At 60.8% G+C, this 20,194-nt stretch carries 20 protein-coding genes; 12 read left to right on the forward strand and 8 right to left on the reverse strand.

Annotation, left to right across the window (positions count from 1 at the left end):
• Positions 1–21 precede the first annotated feature (21 nt).
• The 7 genes from J2T09_RS15265 to J2T09_RS15295 all read left to right on the forward strand — a co-directional run bounded on the left by J2T09_RS15265 (position 22) and on the right by J2T09_RS15295 (position 7,355).
• Entirely contained in the window at positions 22–702 is a 681-nt protein-coding gene (locus J2T09_RS15265) for an energy-coupling factor ABC transporter ATP-binding protein (protein WP_306836101.1), read from the forward strand.
• A 323-nt stretch (positions 703–1,025) separates the two neighbouring features.
• Positions 1,026–1,961 (forward strand): histone deacetylase family protein, encoded by a 936-nt coding sequence (locus J2T09_RS15270; RefSeq protein WP_306836102.1) that lies wholly within the window; start codon positions 1,026–1,028, stop codon positions 1,959–1,961.
• A gap of 1 nt (position 1,962) precedes the next feature.
• Positions 1,963–2,217 (forward strand): exodeoxyribonuclease VII small subunit, encoded by a 255-nt coding sequence (locus J2T09_RS15275; protein WP_306836104.1) that lies wholly within the window; start codon positions 1,963–1,965, stop codon positions 2,215–2,217.
• Between the two features lie 164 nt (positions 2,218–2,381).
• Entirely contained in the window at positions 2,382–3,491 is a 1,110-nt protein-coding gene (locus tag J2T09_RS15280) for a hypothetical protein (protein ID WP_306836106.1), read from the forward strand.
• Between the two features lie 290 nt (positions 3,492–3,781).
• Positions 3,782–4,699 carry a pirin family protein gene (locus tag J2T09_RS15285; RefSeq protein ID WP_306836109.1) on the forward strand — a complete coding sequence of 306 codons (918 nt, stop codon included), beginning with the start codon at positions 3,782–3,784 and terminating at the stop codon, positions 4,697–4,699.
• A gap of 109 nt (positions 4,700–4,808) precedes the next feature.
• Positions 4,809–6,728, forward strand: a complete 1,920-nt coding sequence (gene dxs / locus J2T09_RS15290; RefSeq protein WP_306836112.1) for a 1-deoxy-D-xylulose-5-phosphate synthase — start codon at positions 4,809–4,811, stop codon at positions 6,726–6,728.
• A gap of 78 nt (positions 6,729–6,806) precedes the next feature.
• Positions 6,807–7,355 (forward strand): hypothetical protein, encoded by a 549-nt coding sequence (locus J2T09_RS15295; protein ID WP_306836114.1) that lies wholly within the window; start codon positions 6,807–6,809, stop codon positions 7,353–7,355.
• 106 nt (positions 7,356–7,461) lie between these two features.
• Here J2T09_RS15295 and J2T09_RS15300 read toward each other — a convergent pair whose 3' ends face one another.
• Positions 7,462–9,447, reverse strand: coding sequence for a methyl-accepting chemotaxis protein (locus tag J2T09_RS15300; RefSeq protein WP_306836116.1), 1,986 nt, complete (start codon positions 9,445–9,447; stop codon positions 7,462–7,464).
• A 192-nt stretch (positions 9,448–9,639) separates the two neighbouring features.
• On the opposite strand from J2T09_RS15300, the gene J2T09_RS15305 reads away from it, so the two are divergent.
• Both J2T09_RS15305 and J2T09_RS15310 read left to right on the forward strand, forming a co-directional pair.
• The gene (locus J2T09_RS15305) at positions 9,640–10,482 is read left to right on the forward strand and encodes a TlyA family RNA methyltransferase (protein ID WP_306836117.1); all 843 of its coding nucleotides are present in this window, start codon (positions 9,640–9,642) and stop codon (positions 10,480–10,482) included.
• Entirely contained in the window at positions 10,479–11,723 is a 1,245-nt protein-coding gene (locus J2T09_RS15310; protein WP_306836118.1) for a class I SAM-dependent RNA methyltransferase, read from the forward strand. The genes J2T09_RS15305 and J2T09_RS15310 overlap by 4 nt, the downstream gene beginning before the upstream one ends.
• Positions 11,724–11,744: 21 nt before the next feature.
• On the opposite strand, the gene J2T09_RS15315 is transcribed toward J2T09_RS15310, so the two are convergent.
• The 4 genes from J2T09_RS15315 to J2T09_RS15330 form a co-directional block, all read right to left on the reverse strand.
• Positions 11,745–12,500 carry a crotonase/enoyl-CoA hydratase family protein gene (locus tag J2T09_RS15315; protein ID WP_306836120.1) on the reverse strand — a complete coding sequence of 252 codons (756 nt, stop codon included), beginning with the start codon at positions 12,498–12,500 and terminating at the stop codon, positions 11,745–11,747.
• A 173-nt stretch (positions 12,501–12,673) separates the two neighbouring features.
• Entirely contained in the window at positions 12,674–14,455 is a 1,782-nt protein-coding gene (locus J2T09_RS15320) for an acyl-CoA dehydrogenase (protein WP_306836122.1), read from the reverse strand.
• A 257-nt stretch (positions 14,456–14,712) separates the two neighbouring features.
• Positions 14,713–15,870 carry an acyltransferase family protein gene (locus J2T09_RS15325; protein ID WP_306836124.1) on the reverse strand — a complete coding sequence of 386 codons (1,158 nt, stop codon included), beginning with the start codon at positions 15,868–15,870 and terminating at the stop codon, positions 14,713–14,715.
• A gap of 161 nt (positions 15,871–16,031) precedes the next feature.
• The gene (locus tag J2T09_RS15330; protein ID WP_306836127.1) at positions 16,032–16,862 is read right to left on the reverse strand and encodes a DUF4886 domain-containing protein; all 831 of its coding nucleotides are present in this window, start codon (positions 16,860–16,862) and stop codon (positions 16,032–16,034) included.
• Between the two features lie 169 nt (positions 16,863–17,031).
• On the opposite strand from J2T09_RS15330, the gene J2T09_RS15335 reads away from it, so the two are divergent.
• From J2T09_RS15335 to J2T09_RS15345, 3 genes are all read left to right on the forward strand, one after another.
• On the forward strand, positions 17,032–17,409 hold the full coding sequence (locus J2T09_RS15335; RefSeq protein WP_306836129.1) for a hypothetical protein: 378 nt from the start codon (positions 17,032–17,034) through the stop codon (positions 17,407–17,409).
• A gap of 8 nt (positions 17,410–17,417) precedes the next feature.
• Positions 17,418–17,594, forward strand: a complete 177-nt coding sequence (locus J2T09_RS15340) for a helix-turn-helix transcriptional regulator (protein WP_373458473.1) — start codon at positions 17,418–17,420, stop codon at positions 17,592–17,594.
• Between the two features lie 139 nt (positions 17,595–17,733).
• Entirely contained in the window at positions 17,734–18,027 is a 294-nt protein-coding gene (locus J2T09_RS15345; protein WP_306836134.1) for a hypothetical protein, read from the forward strand.
• A gap of 70 nt (positions 18,028–18,097) precedes the next feature.
• On the opposite strand, the gene J2T09_RS15350 is transcribed toward J2T09_RS15345, so the two are convergent.
• From J2T09_RS15350 to J2T09_RS15360, 3 genes are all read right to left on the reverse strand, one after another.
• The gene (locus J2T09_RS15350) at positions 18,098–18,637 is read right to left on the reverse strand and encodes a DUF4240 domain-containing protein (protein WP_306836136.1); all 540 of its coding nucleotides are present in this window, start codon (positions 18,635–18,637) and stop codon (positions 18,098–18,100) included.
• A 196-nt stretch (positions 18,638–18,833) separates the two neighbouring features.
• A complete protein-coding gene (locus J2T09_RS15355) occupies positions 18,834–19,655 on the reverse strand; it encodes a hypothetical protein (RefSeq protein ID WP_306836138.1) in 822 nt (273 codons plus the stop codon).
• Between the two features lie 45 nt (positions 19,656–19,700).
• Complete coding sequence (locus tag J2T09_RS15360) at positions 19,701–20,174, reverse strand: tetratricopeptide repeat protein (RefSeq protein WP_306836139.1); 474 nt, start codon at positions 20,172–20,174, stop codon at positions 19,701–19,703.
• Positions 20,175–20,194: the final 20 nt, after the last annotated feature.

Below are 20,194 nucleotides of genomic sequence, written 5' to 3' on the forward strand. Positions count from 1 at the left end.
GGTCTGAATTGAGGGACCGGCTTGGACATCCATTTCGAACAGGCAAGCGTGCGGTATGACGCCCGCACCGCGCTCGAACCGCTGACACTGCGCCTGAGCGAGCGGCGCATCGGCGTGATCGGGCTGAACGGTTCCGGCAAGACCACGTTCGCGCGGCTGATCAACGGACTGGTGAAACCGTCTTCGGGCCGGGTTTGCGTCAACGGTTTCGATACGGTGAAGAACGCGGAGACGGTGCGGGCCGAGGCCGGCTTTATTTTCCAGAACCCGCAGAACCAGATCATCCTGCCGATATTGAAAGAAGATATCGCGCTCGGGCTGAAGCGGAAAAAGCTCTCCAATGCGCAGATCGAGGCGGCCGTCGCAGCGGTGCTTGCCCGCTTCGGCATTCCACATCTGGCCGATCGCCGCACCCACGAACTTTCCGGTGGCGAGCTGCAGCTTTCGGCATTTGCCTCGGTTCTGGTGACGGAACCCAAAATTCTCATCCTCGACGAGCCGACCAACCAGCTGGACCTGAAAAACCGCAATCTGGTGGAACGCACCATGGCGGGCATGGATGAAAACCTGATCGTCATCACCCATGATCTGGCGCTGATCGAAGGGTTTGACCGGGTCCTGCTGTTTTCGAAAGGGCTGCTGATCGGCGATGGAAACCCCGGTGACGTGATCGCGCAGTACAAAACGCTGGCCGGCGCATGAACACGCTTTGTCTTGACGGGCAAAGCCTGCTGCACCGGCCATCGACCACGGCAAAAAACCGGGCGGACTGGCAGCATTCAGCCTCGCCCTGTTTGCGCCCAGTCATCCGCTCCTACGTGCCCTTGCAAGCGTCTTTGCAGGCCGCGCCGTGATGATGGAGGAACCGTCATGGCGCAGCGGGCTTGCCCCCTCTCCCGTTGTGGGCGGCCGAAGGACGGAGAGCCCGGTTGGCTGGGAGGGGTATTTTTCACCGCTTGAAAAGCCTCGCCGCAACGCCATCTGGAACAGGCCCATCACCGGGCACCAAGGAGAATGAGGCCGCCATGACCACGCGCCTTTACGAACACGAGATCTTTCTCGAGCACAACACGCCGCCCGGACACCCGGAGCGCGCCGACCGGCTGCGCTCGCTGGCGATCGCGCTCGAACACCCGTATTTCGCCGATCTCGACCGCAAACCGGCGCCGCAGGCCAATGAGGACACCGTGATGCTGGCGCATCCGGAAGAACATCTGTTCTCCGTCATGCGGCAGGTGCCGGAAGAAGACGGCGCGATCCACCAGCTGGAAGCCGACACCTATCTGAGCCCCAAGAGCCTGCAGGCGGCGCTGACCGGCATTGGTGGTGCGATGGCGGCCGTGGATGACGTGATGACGGGCAAGGTGGACAACGCCTTCGTGGCCGCCCGTCCGCCCGGCCACCATGCGGAAAAATCCAAGGCCATGGGTTTCTGCCTGTTCAACAACGTGGCGATCGCCGCACGACATGCGCAAAAGGTTTACGGTGCCGAACGTGTCGCCATCGTCGATTGGGACGTGCATCACGGCAACGGTACGCAGGACATTTTTTGGGACGATCCGTCGGTGCTGTTCTGCTCCACCCACCAGATGCCGCTTTACCCCTTTACCGGTGCAAAGAACGAGACGGGCACGAAGAACAACATCGTCAATGCGCCTCTCGCCACCAATGACGGCAGCGATCATTTTCGCGAGGCCTTCAAATCCCGCGTTCTGCCGGCGCTTGAAAACTTTCGGCCGGATTTCCTTCTGATTTCCGCCGGTTTCGATGCGCATCACCGCGATCCGCTGGCGCAGATCAACCTTGTCGGCAACGATTTCGACTGGGCGACCGGGCGGCTGATGGAGATCGCCGGCAAATATGCCGGCAACCGGGTCGTCAGCCTGCTTGAAGGTGGTTATGATCTGGAAGGGCTGGCCGAATCGGCGGGCCTGCATATCAGCAGATTGATGAAGGGCTAACATGTCGGACCAGGTCGAGATCAACGATGTCAGCGCCTATTCCTTCGAGAAGGCTGTCGCCGAACTCGAAAGCATCGTGGCCCGGCTGGAACGCGGTGATGTGGCGCTGGACGAATCCATCGCCATTTACGAGCGCGGCGAAGCCTTGAAGAAACATTGCGAAAAGCTGCTCTCCGCCGCCGAAAACCGCATCGAAAAGATCCGCCTCGACCGCGCCGGCAAACCGCAGGGTACCGAGCCGCTGGACGGCGAATAACGGCCATGTGACCGCCGGTCTTCCCGACGAAGGGCGGACCGTTCAAATGCCATCCATTATCTTGAACCGACTTTCATCGGCTACACCTTATCTGCCTGAACAGAAACGGCAGGTCTGTGTGGGAAGCAGGTCTGCCTTGGGGTCAAGGTGGGGCATTTGGGGTCATGGGGCAGATACGGCCTTTGACGGCAGCCGACATTACGTCGGTCGCCGGGCTTTTTCAGTATGCGTTCAAGCGTAAGGAGACGGCGGCCCCGGCGGCCCTCGTCGATTGTCTGCGCGCCGTCTATATCGACCACCCGCTTGCGCATGAAAGCCTGCCGCCGCTCGTTTACGAAGGACGTACCGGCATTTCCGGTTTTGTTGGGCGCCATCGCCTGCCGATGCGGATCGGCGACCGCCCTGTCAACGGCGCCCTGATCGGCACGATCATGTCCGACAGCCGCGCCGGCGAAGCCATGATCGGCCCGAAACTCCTGAAAGCCGCACTGGCCGGCAATCAGGATTTTTCCTTTACCGATACGGCCAGCGATATCTCGCTGGCGCTCGGCCAGCGGCTGGGCTGCACCGGCCTGCCGAACCACAGCCTCTCTTTCATCCGCATCATACGGCCGGCGCAATGGTTGGCGGGCGAGGCTTCGCGGCGTTTTCGCCCGCTCGGCCTTTTGCGCCCATTCGCCGCGATAACCGATGAAATGCTGCGCGCCCGCATGAAACCGAACCGGCCGCGCTGGCTGGCCTATGCCAGAAAGAAACCCGGCAAGGCCGCGATCATCCGGGACATCGATGCCGGCACGTTCGCCGAACTGATGACCGAACTTTCCACCCGCTTCACGCTTCGCCCGCGCTGGAGCAGCACCGAGCTTGCGATCCTTGCCGGACAGGCCCTGCACAAGCAGGACTTTGGGCCGGGTTTCATGGCTTCGGTCAGCGATCACCGTGGCCAGCCGGTCGGCTGTTTCCTCTACCACCTGAGCAAGGGATCTTCGGCGCGGGTATTGCAGATGATGGCGGCACCGGGCAGCGAAGGCGCGGTGATCGACGCGCTGATCGGCCATGCGGCCGACAATGGCGCCACCGCCGTAACCGGTCGCACAAAGCCCTATCTGATGGAAGCCATGCTGGGGCGGCGCATCGGTTTTACCAATAGCGTTTCCAGCATGATCAACACCCGCGACCCGGATATTCTTGCAGCAATCACCCGCGGCGACGTGATGCTGAATGGATTGGTGGGTGAACAGTGGAGCCCGATGATCGGCAACCGGTTCGATTGATGTGATGCGTGCCGTTTCGCGGAACAGTGTGTTCCGCGTGGGGCGACTGTTTTGTGGGCGCGAACCGCACTATGTTTTCTCGCGCGATCGTGTCTGGAAGCAAGTCCCCCTCTGGCCTGCCGGCCATCTCCCCCACAAGGGGGGAGAAAACCAGTGGCAAACACCTGCCTCGATTGAGGCACGGCGGATCGGCTGGGTTAAGCCCCTCCCCCTTGTGGGGAGGGGTTTGGGGCGGGGTCTTATTTTCCAGGAAGACTTTCCGCCAAATCACCAGATGGAGACCGGCCCACATGTCCTTTTTCCCCGGCACCGACCCCGCCCCCGGCGATGCGTTTGCCTGTGATGCGATCGAAAACCTGATCATTCCGCGCTCCAGCGATATCGGCGGGTTTTCCGTACGGCGTGCCTTGCCGACACGGCAGCGTCGTCTCGTCGGGCCTTTCATCTTTTTCGACCGCATGGGACCGGCAGTGCTGCGGGCCGATGAAGCGCTCGACGTCAAACCGCATCCGCATATCGGCCTGTCCACCGTCACCTACCTGTTCGATGGCGAAATCAAACACCGCGACAGTCTCGGCACCGAACTGGTCATCAAGCCGGGCGACATCAACCTGATGACGGCGGGGCGCGGCATAGTGCATTCCGAACGCACACCGGAAAACCTGCGCGGGCATCCGCTGGCCATGTCCGGTCTGCAGACATGGCTGGCCCTGCCGGATGACAAGGAGGAGATCGATCCCGTCTTCGCCCATACGGCGCGGGAAGCGATGCCGGTCATCGACTGGCAGGGTGCCTCCGGCCGGGTGGTGATCGGCGCGCTGGACGGGATTTCTTCCCCCGTCTCCACCTTCACCGATACGCTTTACGTTGATCTCGCTCTGGAGTCGGGCAAGAAATTCCCCTTCTCAGCCGCGCATGAGGAACGGGCGATCTACATTCTTTCCGGCGAACTGATCATTTCCGGCGACCGTTTTGCCGCCGACCAGTTGCTGGCTTTTCGCGCCGGTGACGAGATCACGCTCGAAGCGGGCACGATGGGCTGTCACATCATGCTGTTCGGTGGTGCGGCCATGACCTCGCGCCGCTACGTCTGGTGGAATTTCGTTTCCTCCTCCAAGGAGCGCATCGAGCAGGCCAAGGAAGAGTGGCGCACCGGCCGTTTCGACATCGTGCCGGGGGATGAGGAAGAGTTTGTGCCTTTGCCCTGAGCGCGAATTCCGATAGAAGCTGACGCAATCGACTTGAAAAAGACGGTTTCCAGCGCATCTTTGCTGGATTGCACATTCGACAGCAGCGTTCCAGAAAAGGCCGGATTCCTTGACAGCAAAACCAGAGACACCCTTGCTCGACAAGATCAATCTGCCGGCCGACCTGCGCAATGTCGAGGATCGCGACCTGCCGCAGGTTGCGCGCGAAGTGCGCGACGAGATGATCGATGCCGTGTCGAAGACGGGTGGCCATCTGGGCGCGGGTCTCGGTGTCGTGGAACTGACGATTGCCATTCACAAGGTTTTCAACACGCCTGACGACCGCCTGATTTTTGACGTCGGCCACCAGTGTTACCCGCACAAGATCCTGACCGGCCGCCGCGACCGCATCCGCACGCTGCGCCAGGAAGACGGGCTTTCCGGCTTCACCCGCCGTGCCGAAAGCGAATACGACCCCTTTGGCGCCGCCCATTCCTCCACCTCGATTTCCGCCGGTCTCGGCATGGCGGTCGGTGCGCAGCTTTCCGGCCAGAAGCGCAATGTCATCTCGATCATCGGCGACGGCTCGATGTCGGCCGGCATGGCCTATGAAGCGCTCAACAATGCCGGCGCGCTCGATGCCCGCCTGATCGTCATATTGAACGACAACGACATGTCGATTGCGCCGCCGACCGGCGCGATGAGCGCCTATCTGGCGCGCCTTGCCTCCGGCCGCACCTATATGGGCATGCGCGAAGTGGGCAAGAAGCTCACCGGCTATCTCGGCAAATCCATCGACCGGGCGATTACCCGCGCGGTGGAACATGCGCGCGGTTACGTGACCGGCGGCACCATGTTCGAGGAAATGGGTTTTTACCATATCGGCCCGATCGACGGCCATTCGTTCGATCATCTTCTGCCGGTGTTGCGCAATGTGCGCGATCATGCGCAGGGCCCGGTTCTGATCCATGTGGTGACGCAGAAGGGCAAGGGTTATCCGCCCGCCGAAGCCGCCGCCGACAAATATCATGGCGTCAACAAGTTCGACGTCATCACCGGCGCGCAAGCCAAGGCCAAGCCGAACGCGCCGAGCTATACGAGCGTCTTCGGTGAAGCGCTGGTGCAGGAAGCCGGTTTCGACGAAAAGATCGTCGGCATCACCGCCGCCATGCCGGATGGCACGGGGCTGGGCAAACTGCTGGAAGCTTTTCCGACCCGCACATTCGATGTCGGCATTGCCGAACAGCATGCCGTGACCTTTGCCGCAGGTCTGGCCACAGAAGGTTTCAAGCCCTTCTGCGCCATCTATTCGACCTTCCTGCAGCGCGGTTACGACCAGGTCGTGCATGACGTCGCGATCCAGGGGCTGCCGGTACGTTTCCCGATCGACCGCGCCGGGTTCGTCGGCGCCGATGGCCCGACCCATGCCGGTTCGTTCGACACGACTTTCCTCGCCACCCTGCCGGGCATGGTGGTGATGGCCGCTTCCGACGAGGCGGAGCTGAAACACATGGTGCGCACGGCCGCCGCCTATGACGACGGCCCGATTTCCTTCCGTTACCCGCGCGGCGAAGGCGTGGGCGTGGAAATGCCGGCACGCGGCGAGATTTTGCAGATCGGCAAGGGCCGCATCGTCAGGCAAGGCTCCAAGGTCGCCCTCCTCTCGTTCGGTACGCGTCTGAAGGACTGTCTGCTGGCAGCGGAAGATCTCGACGCCGCCGGCCTCTCCACCACCGTCGCCGATGCACGTTTCGCCAAACCGCTGGACCACGACCTGATCCGCCAACTGGCCCGCCACCACGAGGTGCTGATCACCATCGAGGAAGGCGCCGTGGGCGGCTTCGGCAGCCATGTGCTGCAGTTCCTGAGCGGCGAAGGCCTGCTCGATAACGGGCTAAAGATCCGCTCGCTGGTCCTGCCGGATATCTGGATGGAACAGGCAAGCCCGGATGCGATGTATGCCAAGGCGGGTCTGGATCGTGCGGGGATTGTGGGGACGGTGTTTCGGGCGCTGGGGAAGCCGGTTGTGGGGGTTGGCGCTGCGGGGTGAGGGATTGATCAGCGTTTTTCGCTGCAGGCACATGCCATCCGCTCATCCCCTCGAAAGCTGACGGATATCAAGGGTTCAATGGCTGAACAGGAACGCGACTGGGAAGATTATCTTGCTGATCCGATCCTGAACGGGCGCGTTTTATCCGACCATGCACTTGTGTTCCGCTACGAAGCTTGCGCCCGTTACCTCCGGGAAAACGGCGAGCTGGATCTTTACGCGCGCAATCGTGGAAACTTTCTCGATTACAAACCGTTTCGGTTCGGTCAGCTGTACCGATGTATTCGCGATTTTCAGGCCAATGATCTGGACCGGATCAGCAGGGATTTCTGCAAGGCCCGCGCGGGTGAGACGATGTGGTTCACCGGCTGGTCATCACACGCGTATGACGGCCTTGTCGCCTTGTTCTTTTGCGATCTCAACACCGCCAAGGAGTTCGTTTTCACCGATTGTCGCCCGGAAATCGACGGACGCATCAACCGCGCCTTCAAGGACGCGCCTGCGGACTATTTTGAAGAGATGGCAGACATGAGTGAATATAGCGCAGTTCTGATGGATTTGCGCGCGGAGCTTATGCGAAGACATGAGCTTGCCGCTTCCGAGCGAGTTCATGGGCTACCGGATTAGGCAGGTCTTAAACATTCTCGGTAGCTTGTCATACCCCGCCCCCCAAAACAAAAAAAGGCGGAACCCACCGGCTCCGCCCTCTTATCACTTCATCAACCCAAAAACCTCAAAACTCTTCCCAATTGTCCTTCGAAGCCGAAGGTGCCGGTTCGAACGCTCTTGCCAGCTGGTTATGCAGCGCCATGGCCGGTGAACGGCGGGGCTTTTCCTCGGCTGCCATGCGAATGCTCGGCGCCTTTACCGGGCGGCTCACCGGCGCGAATTGCGGCGCCGCGGCCGTCGGGGTCGGCGGGATGATGAAGCCCGAGCGGCTGCCGACAAAATTGCGGTCGCTGCCGAGATTGAACTGCTTCAAGAGCTCGTTCAGCGTGTTGGCTTCGCTGGCCAGCGTGTGGCTGGTCTTGGTCTGCTGGTCCACCATGGCGGCGTTCTGCTGGGTGTTGCGGTCCATCGTGCCCACCGCATTGTTGATTTCCTGAAGCCCGGTCGATTGTTCGCGGGTGGACACCACGATGGCGCGGATGTGTTCGTTGATCTCGCGCACTTCCTCCACGATCGCCTGCAACGCCTTGCCGGTTTCGCCCACCAGCGCCACGCCGGCATCCACCTGATTTGTCGAGGTGGTGATCAGCGTCTTGATATCCTTGGCCGCATTGGCGGAACGCTGCGCCAGTTCGCGCACTTCCTGCGCCACGACGGCAAAACCCTTGCCGGCTTCACCGGCGCGCGCCGCCTCGACACCGGCGTTCAGCGCCAGAAGGTTGGTCTGGAAGGCGATGTCGTCGATGACATCGATGATCTTGGTGATCTCGTGGCTGGAATGCGAAATGCCTTCCATGGCGGAAACGGCGCGGCGCACCACCTCGCCGGATTTTTCAGCGCCGACGCGGGTGCGCTCGACACGCTGGCCGACATCTTCGGCGCGGGCGGCAGCATCCTTGACCGTGGTCGTGACTTCCTCGACGGCAGCGGCGGTCTGTTCGACGGCGGCGGCCTGCTGTTCGGTGCGTTTTGCCAGATCGTCGGTGGCCGAACGGATCTCGTCGGCATTGGTGTGGATGGCCGAGGCATTGTCGCCGACCAGCGTCAGCGTTGTCTGCAGCGTGCCGACGGCGCTGTTGAAATCGGTGCGCAAGCGGTCGAGACGGCCGACGAATGTTTCGTTGATGCGATAGGCGACATCACCCTCGGCCAGCTTGGACAGGCCGGTGGCCAGCCCATCGATGGCGAATTCCACGTCGGCGGCATCATGCGCCTTCTGCTCGTCATTCGCACGACGATCGCTTTCGGCGCGGGCGCGGGAAATATCGTTTTCGCGCTCCAGGCGCTGCTTTTCGATGGCCGCATCCTTGAACACGGCAACGGCCTGCGCCATGCGGCCCACTTCGTCGCCGCGGTCGAGCGCCGGCACTTCGATATCGTTGTTGCCGCCGGCAAGCGCCGTCATGGTGCGGGTCATCCCCACAATAGGATTGACGATGGCGTTGCACAGCGCCCAGATCAGGCCGAGCGCCAGCACGCCGGCAATGCCGCCGGCAATCACGAGCGTCCAGAGAATGTTGGTGCTGGCGGCGTGCTGCGCGGCCGTCAGGCTGGCGGACAGCGTCAACGCCTGCTGTTTCAGCGCAGTGGCCGCCGTGCGGAACGTTTCGAGGGACTGTTCGCCTTCGCCGCGCGCCACCTGCCGGCCGGCCTTGACGGCGGCAAGCTGCGGATCGATGAGCTGCGTATTGACGGCCTTTGCGGCGGCATCGACGCTGTCGATGGAAGCGAGAAGATCGGCGCGCCCAGTGGCGGCTGCCCGGGTCTCCTCAAGCGCCTTGACCATTTTCGCGCGGCTGGACAAGGCGGAGGCGGCCGAGGCTTCAGCGCCGCCGAGCAGATAATCGCGCTGATACACAACCTGTTCGAGCATTGCCTCCACGGCATTGTCGACACCCACGACGATCGCCTGCGCCGACACCTGTTCGTCCGCTGCCGCGTTCGACTTCAGCACCTGCCAGTAAACCCCTGCCGTGGCAAAGAAACAGGCGGACATGACCGCCATGAAGGTAACGATGATCTTCTTGCTGATGGAAAGGTTTTTCAACATGGGGGTCGCGCTCGTGAAAACGGATACTTGATCGAATTGTGGCCTAAAGAGACAAAGCACCATGATCTTTAAGATTGCGTTTCCGTTTGGCAGATCGTCGCGCCTAAACATTTGTCATGGACGCGTTGTCATGTATGGCTTGTGCAAATGTATGACTTGCGCAAATGCGCGACAAACGTCATTGACAGGCCCATGTCCAAGATCACCGAACCCCAACGTCTCGACCAGCTTCTGGTCTCGCTCAACCTCGTGGCCAGCCGCGCGCGTGCGCGCGATGCGATCAGCCGTGGCACCGTCACCGTCAACGGCCGTGTCGTCACCAAGCCGAGCCTGACCTTCAAGCCCGACGTCTCCGTCACCATCGACGACCCCGCGCAGGATTACGTTTCTCGCGCGGCGCTCAAACTTGTCGCCGGCCTCGACCATTTCAAGCTCGATCCGACCGGCCATGAATGCCTCGATATCGGCGCCTCCACCGGCGGCTTTACCGAAGTGCTGGTCATGCGCGGCGCCGAGCACGTCACCTCGATCGATGTCGGCCACGGGCAGATGCACCAGCGCCTGATCGACGACGAACGCGTTACCAATATCGAAGGCCTGAATGCCCGTTATCTCGAGCCGGACGATTACGAAGACCGGCCGATCACCTTCATCGTTTCGGACGTCTCCTTCATCTCGCTGAAGCTGGCGCTGGCCCCGGCGCTGGAACAGGCCGAACCGGGCGCGCTCTGCGTGCTGCTGGTCAAGCCGCAGTTCGAGGCGGGCCGCGATGCGATCAGCAAGGCCGGCCTGCTGAAGGAGCCGGAAACGGCGCCGGCCGTGGCTGCCGAGCTGGAACGCTGGCTCGTGGAAGACATGGGCTGGACAAGCCTTGGCTTGATCCCCTCACCTATCGATGGCGGCGACGGCAACAAAGAGTTTCTGCTGGCCGGCAAAAAGCCGGAGGATGCAGAGCCTTACCAGCGCCGCGAAAAGGATGAAGACGGCGACGAAGACGATTTCGACGACGAAGACATGGATGGGGATGACGCATGAGCACGGTCACCGTCACCATCAACCGCCTTGGCGCACAGGGACACGGCATCGCCAATGGCGAGGATGGCCCGGTCTATGTGCCCTATGCGCTGCCGGGTGAAACGCTGGCGATTGCCCGCAATGGCGACCATGGCACCGTCATGTCGACCGGCGCGCCCTCGCCGGATCGCATCGAGCCGGCCTGTCGCCATTTTGGGCCGGATAGCGATGCCTGTGGCGGCTGTTCGCTGCAGCATCTCGCCGAAGTGCCTTACCTTGCCTTCAAGCGCCAGCTGGTGGTCGATGCGCTGAAATCCAAGGGTTTGACGCCCGAAGTGGCGGAGACCATTCCGGCAAAACCCGGCGAGCGTCGCCGCACGGTGTTTTCGGCCCGCAATACGGAAAAGGAATTTCTGCTCGGGTTCAACCGGGAAGAAACCCATCACATCGTCTCGATCGTGGAATGTCCCATCGCCGCGCCCGGCATCGTGGCGCGGCTGGAAACGATCCGCACCATCGGCCGCGCGCTCGCCATCGGCGCAGATACGTTTCGGATTGCGGTGCTTGAGACCTTGTCGGGGCTGGATATCGCCGTCGAAGGTTTGAAGAAGCTGGAGGACAAGCAGCGTCGTTCGGCCATCGAAACCGTGCTGACGCTGAAGGGCATTGCCCGCGTGTCGGTCAATGGCGAAATCCTGGTCGAACCGCAGAAGCCGATCATCGAATTTTCCGGCGTGCGCGTTTCGCCGCCGCCGGGCGCTTTCGTGCAGGCCACCAAGAGCGCCGAAGAGGTGATGTCAGAGATCGTCGCCAAGCACGTCGGCAAGTCGAAAAAGGTGCTCGACCTGTTTGCCGGTGCCGGCACATTCACCTTCCGCATTGCCAAGACGACGAAGGTGCATGCGGTAGAAGGTGACGACAAGGCGATCAAGGCGCTGGATTTTGCCGCCCGCAATACGCAGGGGCTGAAGCCGGTGACGGTGGAAAAACGCGACCTGTTCCGCCGCCCGATGATCCCGCTGGAACTGAAACACTACGATGCCGTCGTGTTCGACCCGCCGCGCGCCGGTGCGGAAGCGCAGGTGGCCGAACTGGTGCGCGCCAATGTGAAGACCATCGCCGCCGTCAGCTGCAATCCGCTGACGCTTGCGCGTGATCTGCGCATGCTGGTCGATGCCGGTTACCGCATCAAGTCGGTCACGCCGATCGACCAGTTCCTGTGGTCGACGCATGTGGAAACGGTGGCGCTGCTGACGAAGTAATTTTCGGCAGCACACCAAACATCATCGTTTCATGAAAGCCTCGAACGCCGCGCGCGCTTCGGGGCTTTTCAGTTGCGCGGTGAAATGAACGAGTTCCTCGTCTATGCGGGCGAGCACCTCATCACGCGGGCCGCGCACCAGTTCCCGGGCGATCTTCAGCGCCTGCGGTGGTTTGGCAGCGAGAGAGGTGGCAAGTGCCAGGGTTTCGGCTTCCACCGCATCCGGCTCCACCACTTTCCACACCTGACCGGCAGCATGGGCGGCAGCTGCGGAAAATCCTTCACCGGCGACGAGCATGGCGAAAGCACACTGATGGCCCATGATCTTTGGCGCCAGCAGGCTGGAAGCGGCTTCCGGCACAAGTGCCAGATCGACAAACGGGGTTTTGAACAGGCTGCGGCTGGAGGCGACCGTCATGTCGCAATGCATGTGCAGCGTCGTGCCGATGCCGATCGCCAGACCATCGACGCCTGACACCATCGGCTTTTCACAAAGCGCCAAAGCCTTGATGAAGATGGCGCCGGCCGGCGGCTCCTTTGAACCGGACATGGCGTAGCCGAGGAAATCGCCCATGTCGTTACCCGCGGAAAAGCAGCCTTCGGTGCCGAGAAAGGCAACTGCGCGGATGTTCGGGTCGCTGTTCGCTTCGGTCAGCGCCGCCGTCATCGTCTGATACATGGCAGACGTGATGGCGTTTTTCTTGTCCGGACGGTTGAAACGGATGACGAGGACGCCGGGTGAGGTTTGTGGGCGCTCGATCAGGATGTGGTCGGTCATGGGTGGGGCCTCCTCCGGGGTGGTGATGTGGATGGGAGACAAAGTCCCCCTCTGGCCTGCCGGCCATCTCCCCCACAAGGGGGGAGAAAAATCGCGGCAACCTCTTGCCTCAATTTAGCGTCTACGGATCGGCTGGGTTAAGCCCCTCCCCCTTGTGGGGCGGGGTTCTTTTTCTACCCCAACACCGCCCGCGCAGCCTCAAGGCTCGCCGCACCGCCAACCACGGCATCCTTCAACGCCGCCGTTTCGGCCAACAAATTCTCCGCCGCAAACCGGCACAATGCCACGCGTTTTTCGCCATCGCCATCACCGGCCGCAGCCAGCGCACCGGTGGCGAGATAAGTGCCCGTCAGCGTCAGGCCGAAAAGCCGTTGGTAAGGCGTTGCCCCGGCAAGTGCCTCGGCCTGGCGGCCGGCGCCCAATGCCTCCAGCAGCCAGTCGGTTGCCGTTTCGAGATCGGCAATCGCAGCGGAAAGCCGTGTCGCCGAGGTGCCGAAAGCCGCATCGTTGGAGGCGCCGAGCTTGTCCGCCACGCCCTTCAGCTCGCCAATAAACCCGCGCACCGCACCACCATCGGAGAGCGGCAGTTTTCGCGTCACAAGGTCGATCGCCTGAATGCCGTTGGTGCCCTCGTAGATCGGCGCGATACGGGCATCGCGCAGGTAACGCGCCGCGCCCGTCTCCTCGATGAAACCCATGCCGCCATGCACCTGAATGCCCATCGAGGCGACATCGACACCGACATCGGTGGAGAAGGATTTTGCAATCGGCGTTAGAAGAGCGGCGCGTTCCGCCCAGTGCCTTGCCTCATCTCCCTCGCTCGCGTGCGAAAGATCGATGGCATGCGCACAGGCGTAACAAATGGCGCGCGACCCTTGCGTCAGCGCCTTCATGGTCAAAAGCGTACGGGCAATGTCGGGGTGTTCGATGATCGGGCTCATGCCAGTGCCCTGCCAGCCCGGCGCCTTGCCCTGCGTGCGCTCCTTGGCGTAAGCGACCGCCTTCTGCGTCGCGGCCTCGGCAATCGCCACGCCCTGAATGCCGACGGCAAGGCGGGCATTGTTCATCATCGTGAACATGCAGGCGAGCCCCTTGTTCTCCTCGCCGACCAGATAACCGAGCGCGCCCTTTTCGGCGCCAAACCGGCCATCGCCAAAAATCATCGTGCAGGTGGGCGAGCCGTGAATGCCGAGCTTATGTTCGATCGAATGGCAGAACACATCGTTGCGCTCGCCGAGCGAACCGTCGTCATTCACCAGAAATTTCGGGACCAGAAACAGCGAGATGCCGCGCGTGCCGGCCGGTGCATCCGGCAGCCGCGCCAGCACGAGGTGGATGATGTTGTCGGCAGCATCATGTTCGCCCCAGGTGATGAAGATCTTCTGGCCGAAAACGCGATAGGTGCCGTCGCCCATCCGCTCGGCCCGGCTTTTCAACACGCCGAGATCGGAGCCGGCATGCGGTTCGGTCAAATTCATCGTGCCGGTCCATTCGCCGGACACCATCTTTTCGAGAAATGTCTGCTTGAGCGCGTCGCTGCCATGTTTCGACACGGCCTCGATGGCGCCCATGGTGAGCGTCGGGGCGAGCGCGAATGCCATGGAGGCGGCGTTCCACATTTCGAGTGCCGCGACGTTCAACATGTGCGGCAGCGCCTGTCCGCCAAAATCCTGCGGTCCGGTCAGGCCGTTCCACCCGCCCTCGCACCACGCCTTGTAAAGCGCCGGCCAGCCCTGTGGGGTGATCACGGCGCCATCGACGAGGCGTGCGCCTTCACGATCACCGCTCTCGCCCAGCGGCGCGATCTCTTCGCCGGCAAACCGGCCCGCTTCGGAAAGGATGGCATCGACCAGATCGCCGCTGAGATCTCCCAGCCTGCCCTCCTCCAACGCGCTTCCGAGGCCGGCGACATGGCTGAGCGTGAAGGCGATCTCTTCGACCGGTGCCTTGTACATCAAAAAATCTCCTCTTCCGGCCACGCCCGCGACACAAGCCGCTGCGCACCAACTCCCGACATTCCTTTTACGTAAACGTCAAACAGGATGTCAATGCAAGCGTAGAGAGCAAAGGCATGCGCCGCTGCACATCACGACGAAAATCGCCGTGCAGATTACGCGGGAGATGATGGGGCGACGCCGCAAGGACGGCAATGGGACGCGACGTCGCGGGGCTCGCCGGACCAGCTTTTCGACAAGACCGGCCGGGTTTCCCCTTATCCGGCGGCTTCGAGCGAAGACGGTTCTTCGCGCGGTTTTCTCGGCGCGACCAGCTTTGACACCCAAGGAACAAGACGCGCCTCTGCGAACTTCTTTGCCTCGGCGGCCATCGCGCAAACGAGCAGGGTTATGATGAGGATCGGCAGGAAATCGCCAGGATCGAGCCTGTCCGCCTGGATGAAACAATAGGCCGCAATGATGATGACGGTCTGATGCACGACATAATAGGTCATCATCGATTTGTTCAGATAGGCGACCACCCGGCTGGGCCGGCTGGCAATCCTGCCCGCAAATGCCAGCAGCGTGATGATCGAACACCACTGGAAAACCGAGCGGATGATGCGCATCAGGACAACCAGCACGTCCGGCCGCTGTTCGCGCGGCAGGACCAGGGCGATGGTCACGATGGCCAGCAGAGAGGCGGCGGCAAGACCCAGGCTGACCCAACGCTGCCGATCGATCTCGCTCCAGAATTGCGGCTGGTTGACCAGAAGCGACCCCGCCATGAACATCGAGAAATACAGCGCATGGGCATAGACATCATTGATGACGTTCAGGCTTTCCCCGAAAACCGGATAGAGAAAGACCCTGAGAGCCGCCAGAAACGCCACAGGCAGCAGAAACAGCCCTGCGCCTTTCAGTGAAGACGCGAAGGCGGACGGCAGGTTCGGCAGACGTTTTGTCAACCGGGGCATGGCCAGCGACCAGAGGCATACATAAACCCAGAGATAGAGCAGAAACCACAGGTGCTCGACCATGATGCCGTTTGCGACATAGGCTTTCAGGAAATCCCAGTAGGACATGCCCGGGATCTCGACCAGGGCCGCAAAATAGATCTGCGGAGGCACGATGAAAACGACACCGAACAGGAATGGCAGCAGCAAGTGACGTGTTCGGGACCTGCAAATTTCCTCGACGGACTTCCTGTTCAGAAGTGATGCCGTGACCAGACCGGAAATGAAAAACAGCAGGCTCATGCGCCACGGGTGAGACCCGATGGCGATCAGGTCCATCAACCGGCTGCTTTCATACGAGTTGAGAAGCCAGTCCCTGGTGCCGAACAACAGGCTGGTATGGTAGATGATCACCGTGCCGAAGCTGAAAACACGCAACGCATCGATATCGTGCCGTCGCCCGCCCAATATATTGTTCATCATGAACCCCGGACCCCATTTCGGGAAAAACAACCACAGGGCGCATTAAAAAATCATTAAGACAATCTGAAGATTTAGATTAAACCGTCGAAATGACTGAACCGGCATGAATAGAAAATCCGAAAAATACTTGTTCTGCCGAATAGACGGAATGAAAAAAATCAGGTCCCGGCTTTCCCTGCAAGATAACGGGAAACGGCATTTCTGATGATTACGGCATCGTCCGGCGATATTTCATCGGGCCGATAGGTGACATCGGTCACATCGTTTCCTGAAAAATAGGCATAGAACATCAGTGCGGAGAGATAACTGCCGTAGATCGACGGATGATTGCAGTCGTCATACAGGACGAAATCCCGGGGCTGGGCCTGCAAAACTTCCCAGACGAGCCCGACATTGACGAGATCCACGCCGGTGAGAGCGGCGAGCCGGGCGTGTTGCTCCTGAATATTGGCATGCATGCCGGGGTAACCTTCAGGCGACAACCCGGCAGCCGATGCCGGCATGCCCGCATTGTTGCGGCACTGGTCGGTATAACGCCATGTCACGAACATGGCAGGTCTGGCGCCATTTGCCTGGACCTCCCGGATCAGCCCGGCTGCAACATCCCATGCCTCGCCGGCTGTCTGGGCGCTATATTGTTCGCTGCTCAGCACCTGCAGGACGACATGATCCCAGGGCCTGTCGATCAGGGCGCGGGTCTGCGGATTTTTCAGATGCTGAGCCAGGCTGATGCTGGGTTTCGCCTCCATTTCGATATGCAGCTTTTTTTGATAACCGGCGGAGTTGGCAATCAGGCGCACCATGTGCGGCATGTCGTGATAAAATGTCCGGCTGTTGCCGACAAAAAGCGCGGTCGTTTCCGGCCTGCCATCCAGCGCATCCTGCAGACGCTCTTTTGCCTTGCCCGGCCATGTGTTGAACGGCGGCAGGAGAAAAAGCGTACCGACCAGAATTGCGGCCAGAACAGCGGCTCGATTGACCTGAAACAATCCGCGACCTCTCAAAACACAAGTCCTGCCATCTTGTAAAAGCTAATACGTTAAGGGCGGGTTGAACGGGGCAAACGCATTAGACACCTGCCTGCCGGAGAGATGTAAAGCATGCTTGACACCCCTTGCCACACCATTTTATGTAAAGCATGCTTTACAGGAGACATTCATGAACAAGACACGGTTTTTCGTGGAATTCGGCGCGGGCATGGCCGCTTATGTGATCATGCTGATCGGCTCGCTTCTTCTCGTGGCCGGCGGTACCGTCACGGGCGCATGGGCAACGGTCGTGTCGCTTCTGCCGACGCTGCCGGCGCTCGGCGTTGCCATCGCAGTGATGCGCCAGATCAGGGCATCCGACGAATTGCAGCGGCGCATCCAGCTGGAAGCGCTGTCGCTTGCTTTTGCCGGCACGGCGCTGATCACCTTCAGCTACGGCTTTCTGGAAAATGTCGGTTACCCGAAACTCTCGATGTTTTACGTCTGGCCCTTGATGGCGGTGTTGTGGATCATCGGCGGCATTCTCAGCAGCCGGCGTTTTCGATGAAAAACCGCATGAAGGCACTGCGGCTCGAAAAGGGCTGGTCACAAGGCGAACTTGCGACAAGGCTCGGCGTCTCGCGCCAGACCGTCAACGCCATCGAAAACGAACGGTATGATCCGAGCCTGCCGCTCGCCTTCGCCATCGCACGGGTGATGGAAAAGGCGATCGAGGAGATTTTCGAGGCGTGACCGTTGTCGTAACCGTTATCGTTTCGCCGCTATCCGTGAACGACAGGCTCTTGATCCGGTGCGACATGAGAAACAAATGCGACCGGCCGGCGTTCTTTGAAAGCGACCGGCCGCGATGACGAAAGGCAAGGAGATTTTGATGAGTGCCAAACTTGGCCCCTATGTGCAAATGGTCAAACTCGCACGCGAGATGGCACTGAGATACGAAAAAGACCGGAACCTCTCGCTCCAACCGCTGATTTCGCATTATCTGGATGAGGTCGAGGTGAATATCGCCTCCGACGCTTTTGACCATCAGGGATTTATGGAAAACATCCGCGACGACCTTCGGCCGGAAGCACAGGCAGCAGGCGATTGCCGACGGACGGCGTTTTTGCAGGCGGCGACCGACGCGCTTGATGCGCGGGTGGAGAGGCATGCGGCGGAAGGGTGAGGTGGTTGGACCTTCCCGAACAGCTTGTTCGTCCGCGCCACTGGCAAGTCCGACAGCGCGCGGGCCTCGGTTACAGATACAGGGCAGAAAGCCTCGGCAAGCGCCGGCGCATCTGCGCTTCATCATCAAAGTCGAACTTCCAGTCGGGCGCCTCCGCTTCCCGGGCAACCGCATCGTTTCGGAATGCGGGAATGGCGTCGCCTGAGCGCGCCTTGAAGGCGTCATACATGACGTAACCGAACAGTTCGAAAGACGCGCTGTCGGCCTCGACGCCAAGGTCGGCGAGGCTGTCGGGATCGGCCAATGCGCGCTCCGTTATCAGGCGCCCTCGTGCGATCAGCCAGGCACGAAAATCGGTGAAACCATCATCGCTCGCCCCGCCATTGATCACATAGGCGGCAGCCCATAGGCGCATTGTATAGAGTTCGCTGTCGACAGCCCAATACAGGCTGATGAAATCGACGAGATCCTGATCCGACAGCGCATCCAGCGTGCCGCGAAGCCTTGCGATCTGTGCATCCTCATCCTCGTCGGAAGACGCATCGACAATCTGCCAGAACCAGTCCCGCGCCTCGGCATCGGCAAGCCGTCGCACCGGAGCAAGGTTCATTATGGCGGGCCCGGATGCGGGTGACTGTCTAGCCGCAGCCTTGCTCAGCCCCAAAAAGCCCAAAATGCCTGAAATGAAAGATCGTCTCATCACGTCATGATCTCATTGTCGGTCGCCGCGAATGACCGGCGAATGTATGTTTTTGAAAAAGCGCTGTTACGGTGGGAAGATAGGCGCGATGAGGATGAGGTCCACATCACCCCCCTGTCACTGTCGGAGGGGTTACCGGCCGGGCGATCATCGCGCTGACACCCAGACCAACGATCGCCATGGCGAGAAGGCCGGAAAAACAGGCGAGATAGATGGTCGCGGAGGCATTGTCGGCAACAAGCAACAGGCCACCCCAGCTCGGAACCGGCGCCTGTAATCCAAGCCCGAGGTAATCGAGCGCGAACTGCACCCAGGCGGACCATGTAAAAATCGCCGGGACCAGAGCTGCAGCGCAACGGCGCCGGTTTGCGCTATCAACAAGCGCATTATCCCCATCGCCCCGGGTGCCACGAAACAACACGTAACCGACGCCGATCCCCCAGAGCGGACCTGAAATGAAGATCCCTGGCCATCCGAAAAAACCGCCAGCCGACATCGCGGACAATGCAACAATCAGCATGGGCAAAAGGCCGACAAGCGTCAGCGCCGACATCAGCGCCCGGCTTTGCCAGCGCGGCGACAACAGGAAGGACGGCACGACAAAGGCAATATAGGCCAGCGCGATAACGAGACGGCCGATCGTTTTCGGCGCCGCTTTCGCTGCAGGGGAAAGGAGCAGACCCGTGACCGCAGCAAGCAGCGCGGTCGCCAGCGCAGTGAGGATCGTGAACCGGCTGCCGATGACAAACCGCGAAAATAGATCACGGCCAAGCGCGTCGGTTCCGAAAATATGGCCTGCCCCCGGCGGCATGAGGCGATTGGCGAGATCATGTCGCATGGCATCGGGATATGGCAGCAGAAACGATGCGGTCAGCAGGGCCAGAAGCACAGATGCGAGGAAGGCCAGCAAAACGGTTTTCAGGTTCAAGCAACACACCTTATTCTGTTGAAATCACGGGCGCGTGCAGCCCCCTCACCAAACCTTCCAGAACGGTTTTTTCTTCGACCCCGGCACATCGACACCCTTGGCGCGGGTGGCCAGAAACGCCAGATATTTCGGGTCTTCCTCGGCAAAAATCTCGGCACCTTCGGCCATATAGGCGCGCATCAATTCATCGGCGGCGCGGTCGAGATTGCCCAGTTCGAACTGGCATTGGCCGAGCCGCAGATGCAGGAAGGGATTGCCGATCGCATTCGGGTAATGCATCGCATTCGCAAGGTTCTCCCGACCGGCGGAAAAATCTCCCTGGAAAAAATTGGCCTCGCCGATGGCCGACAGCAGCCATGTGCCCTGCTGCCACTGCGTTTTCGGTTCGGGCAGAAGCTCGAATGCGTCCCAGTATTTGTCGAGCGCGGCTTCGAAATCTTCCGTCTCCGCCAGCGCGTCGGCCTCCTCCGCCAGCACTTCGATGCGCGCGTTGATGTCGTTGTCGAGTTCTTCGGCCATCGGCTGCCCCCGGTCATGCT

It is taken from the genome of Neorhizobium huautlense (assembly GCF_030811685.1).
Taxonomy (GTDB): Bacteria; Pseudomonadota; Alphaproteobacteria; order Rhizobiales; family Rhizobiaceae; genus Neorhizobium; species Neorhizobium huautlense_A.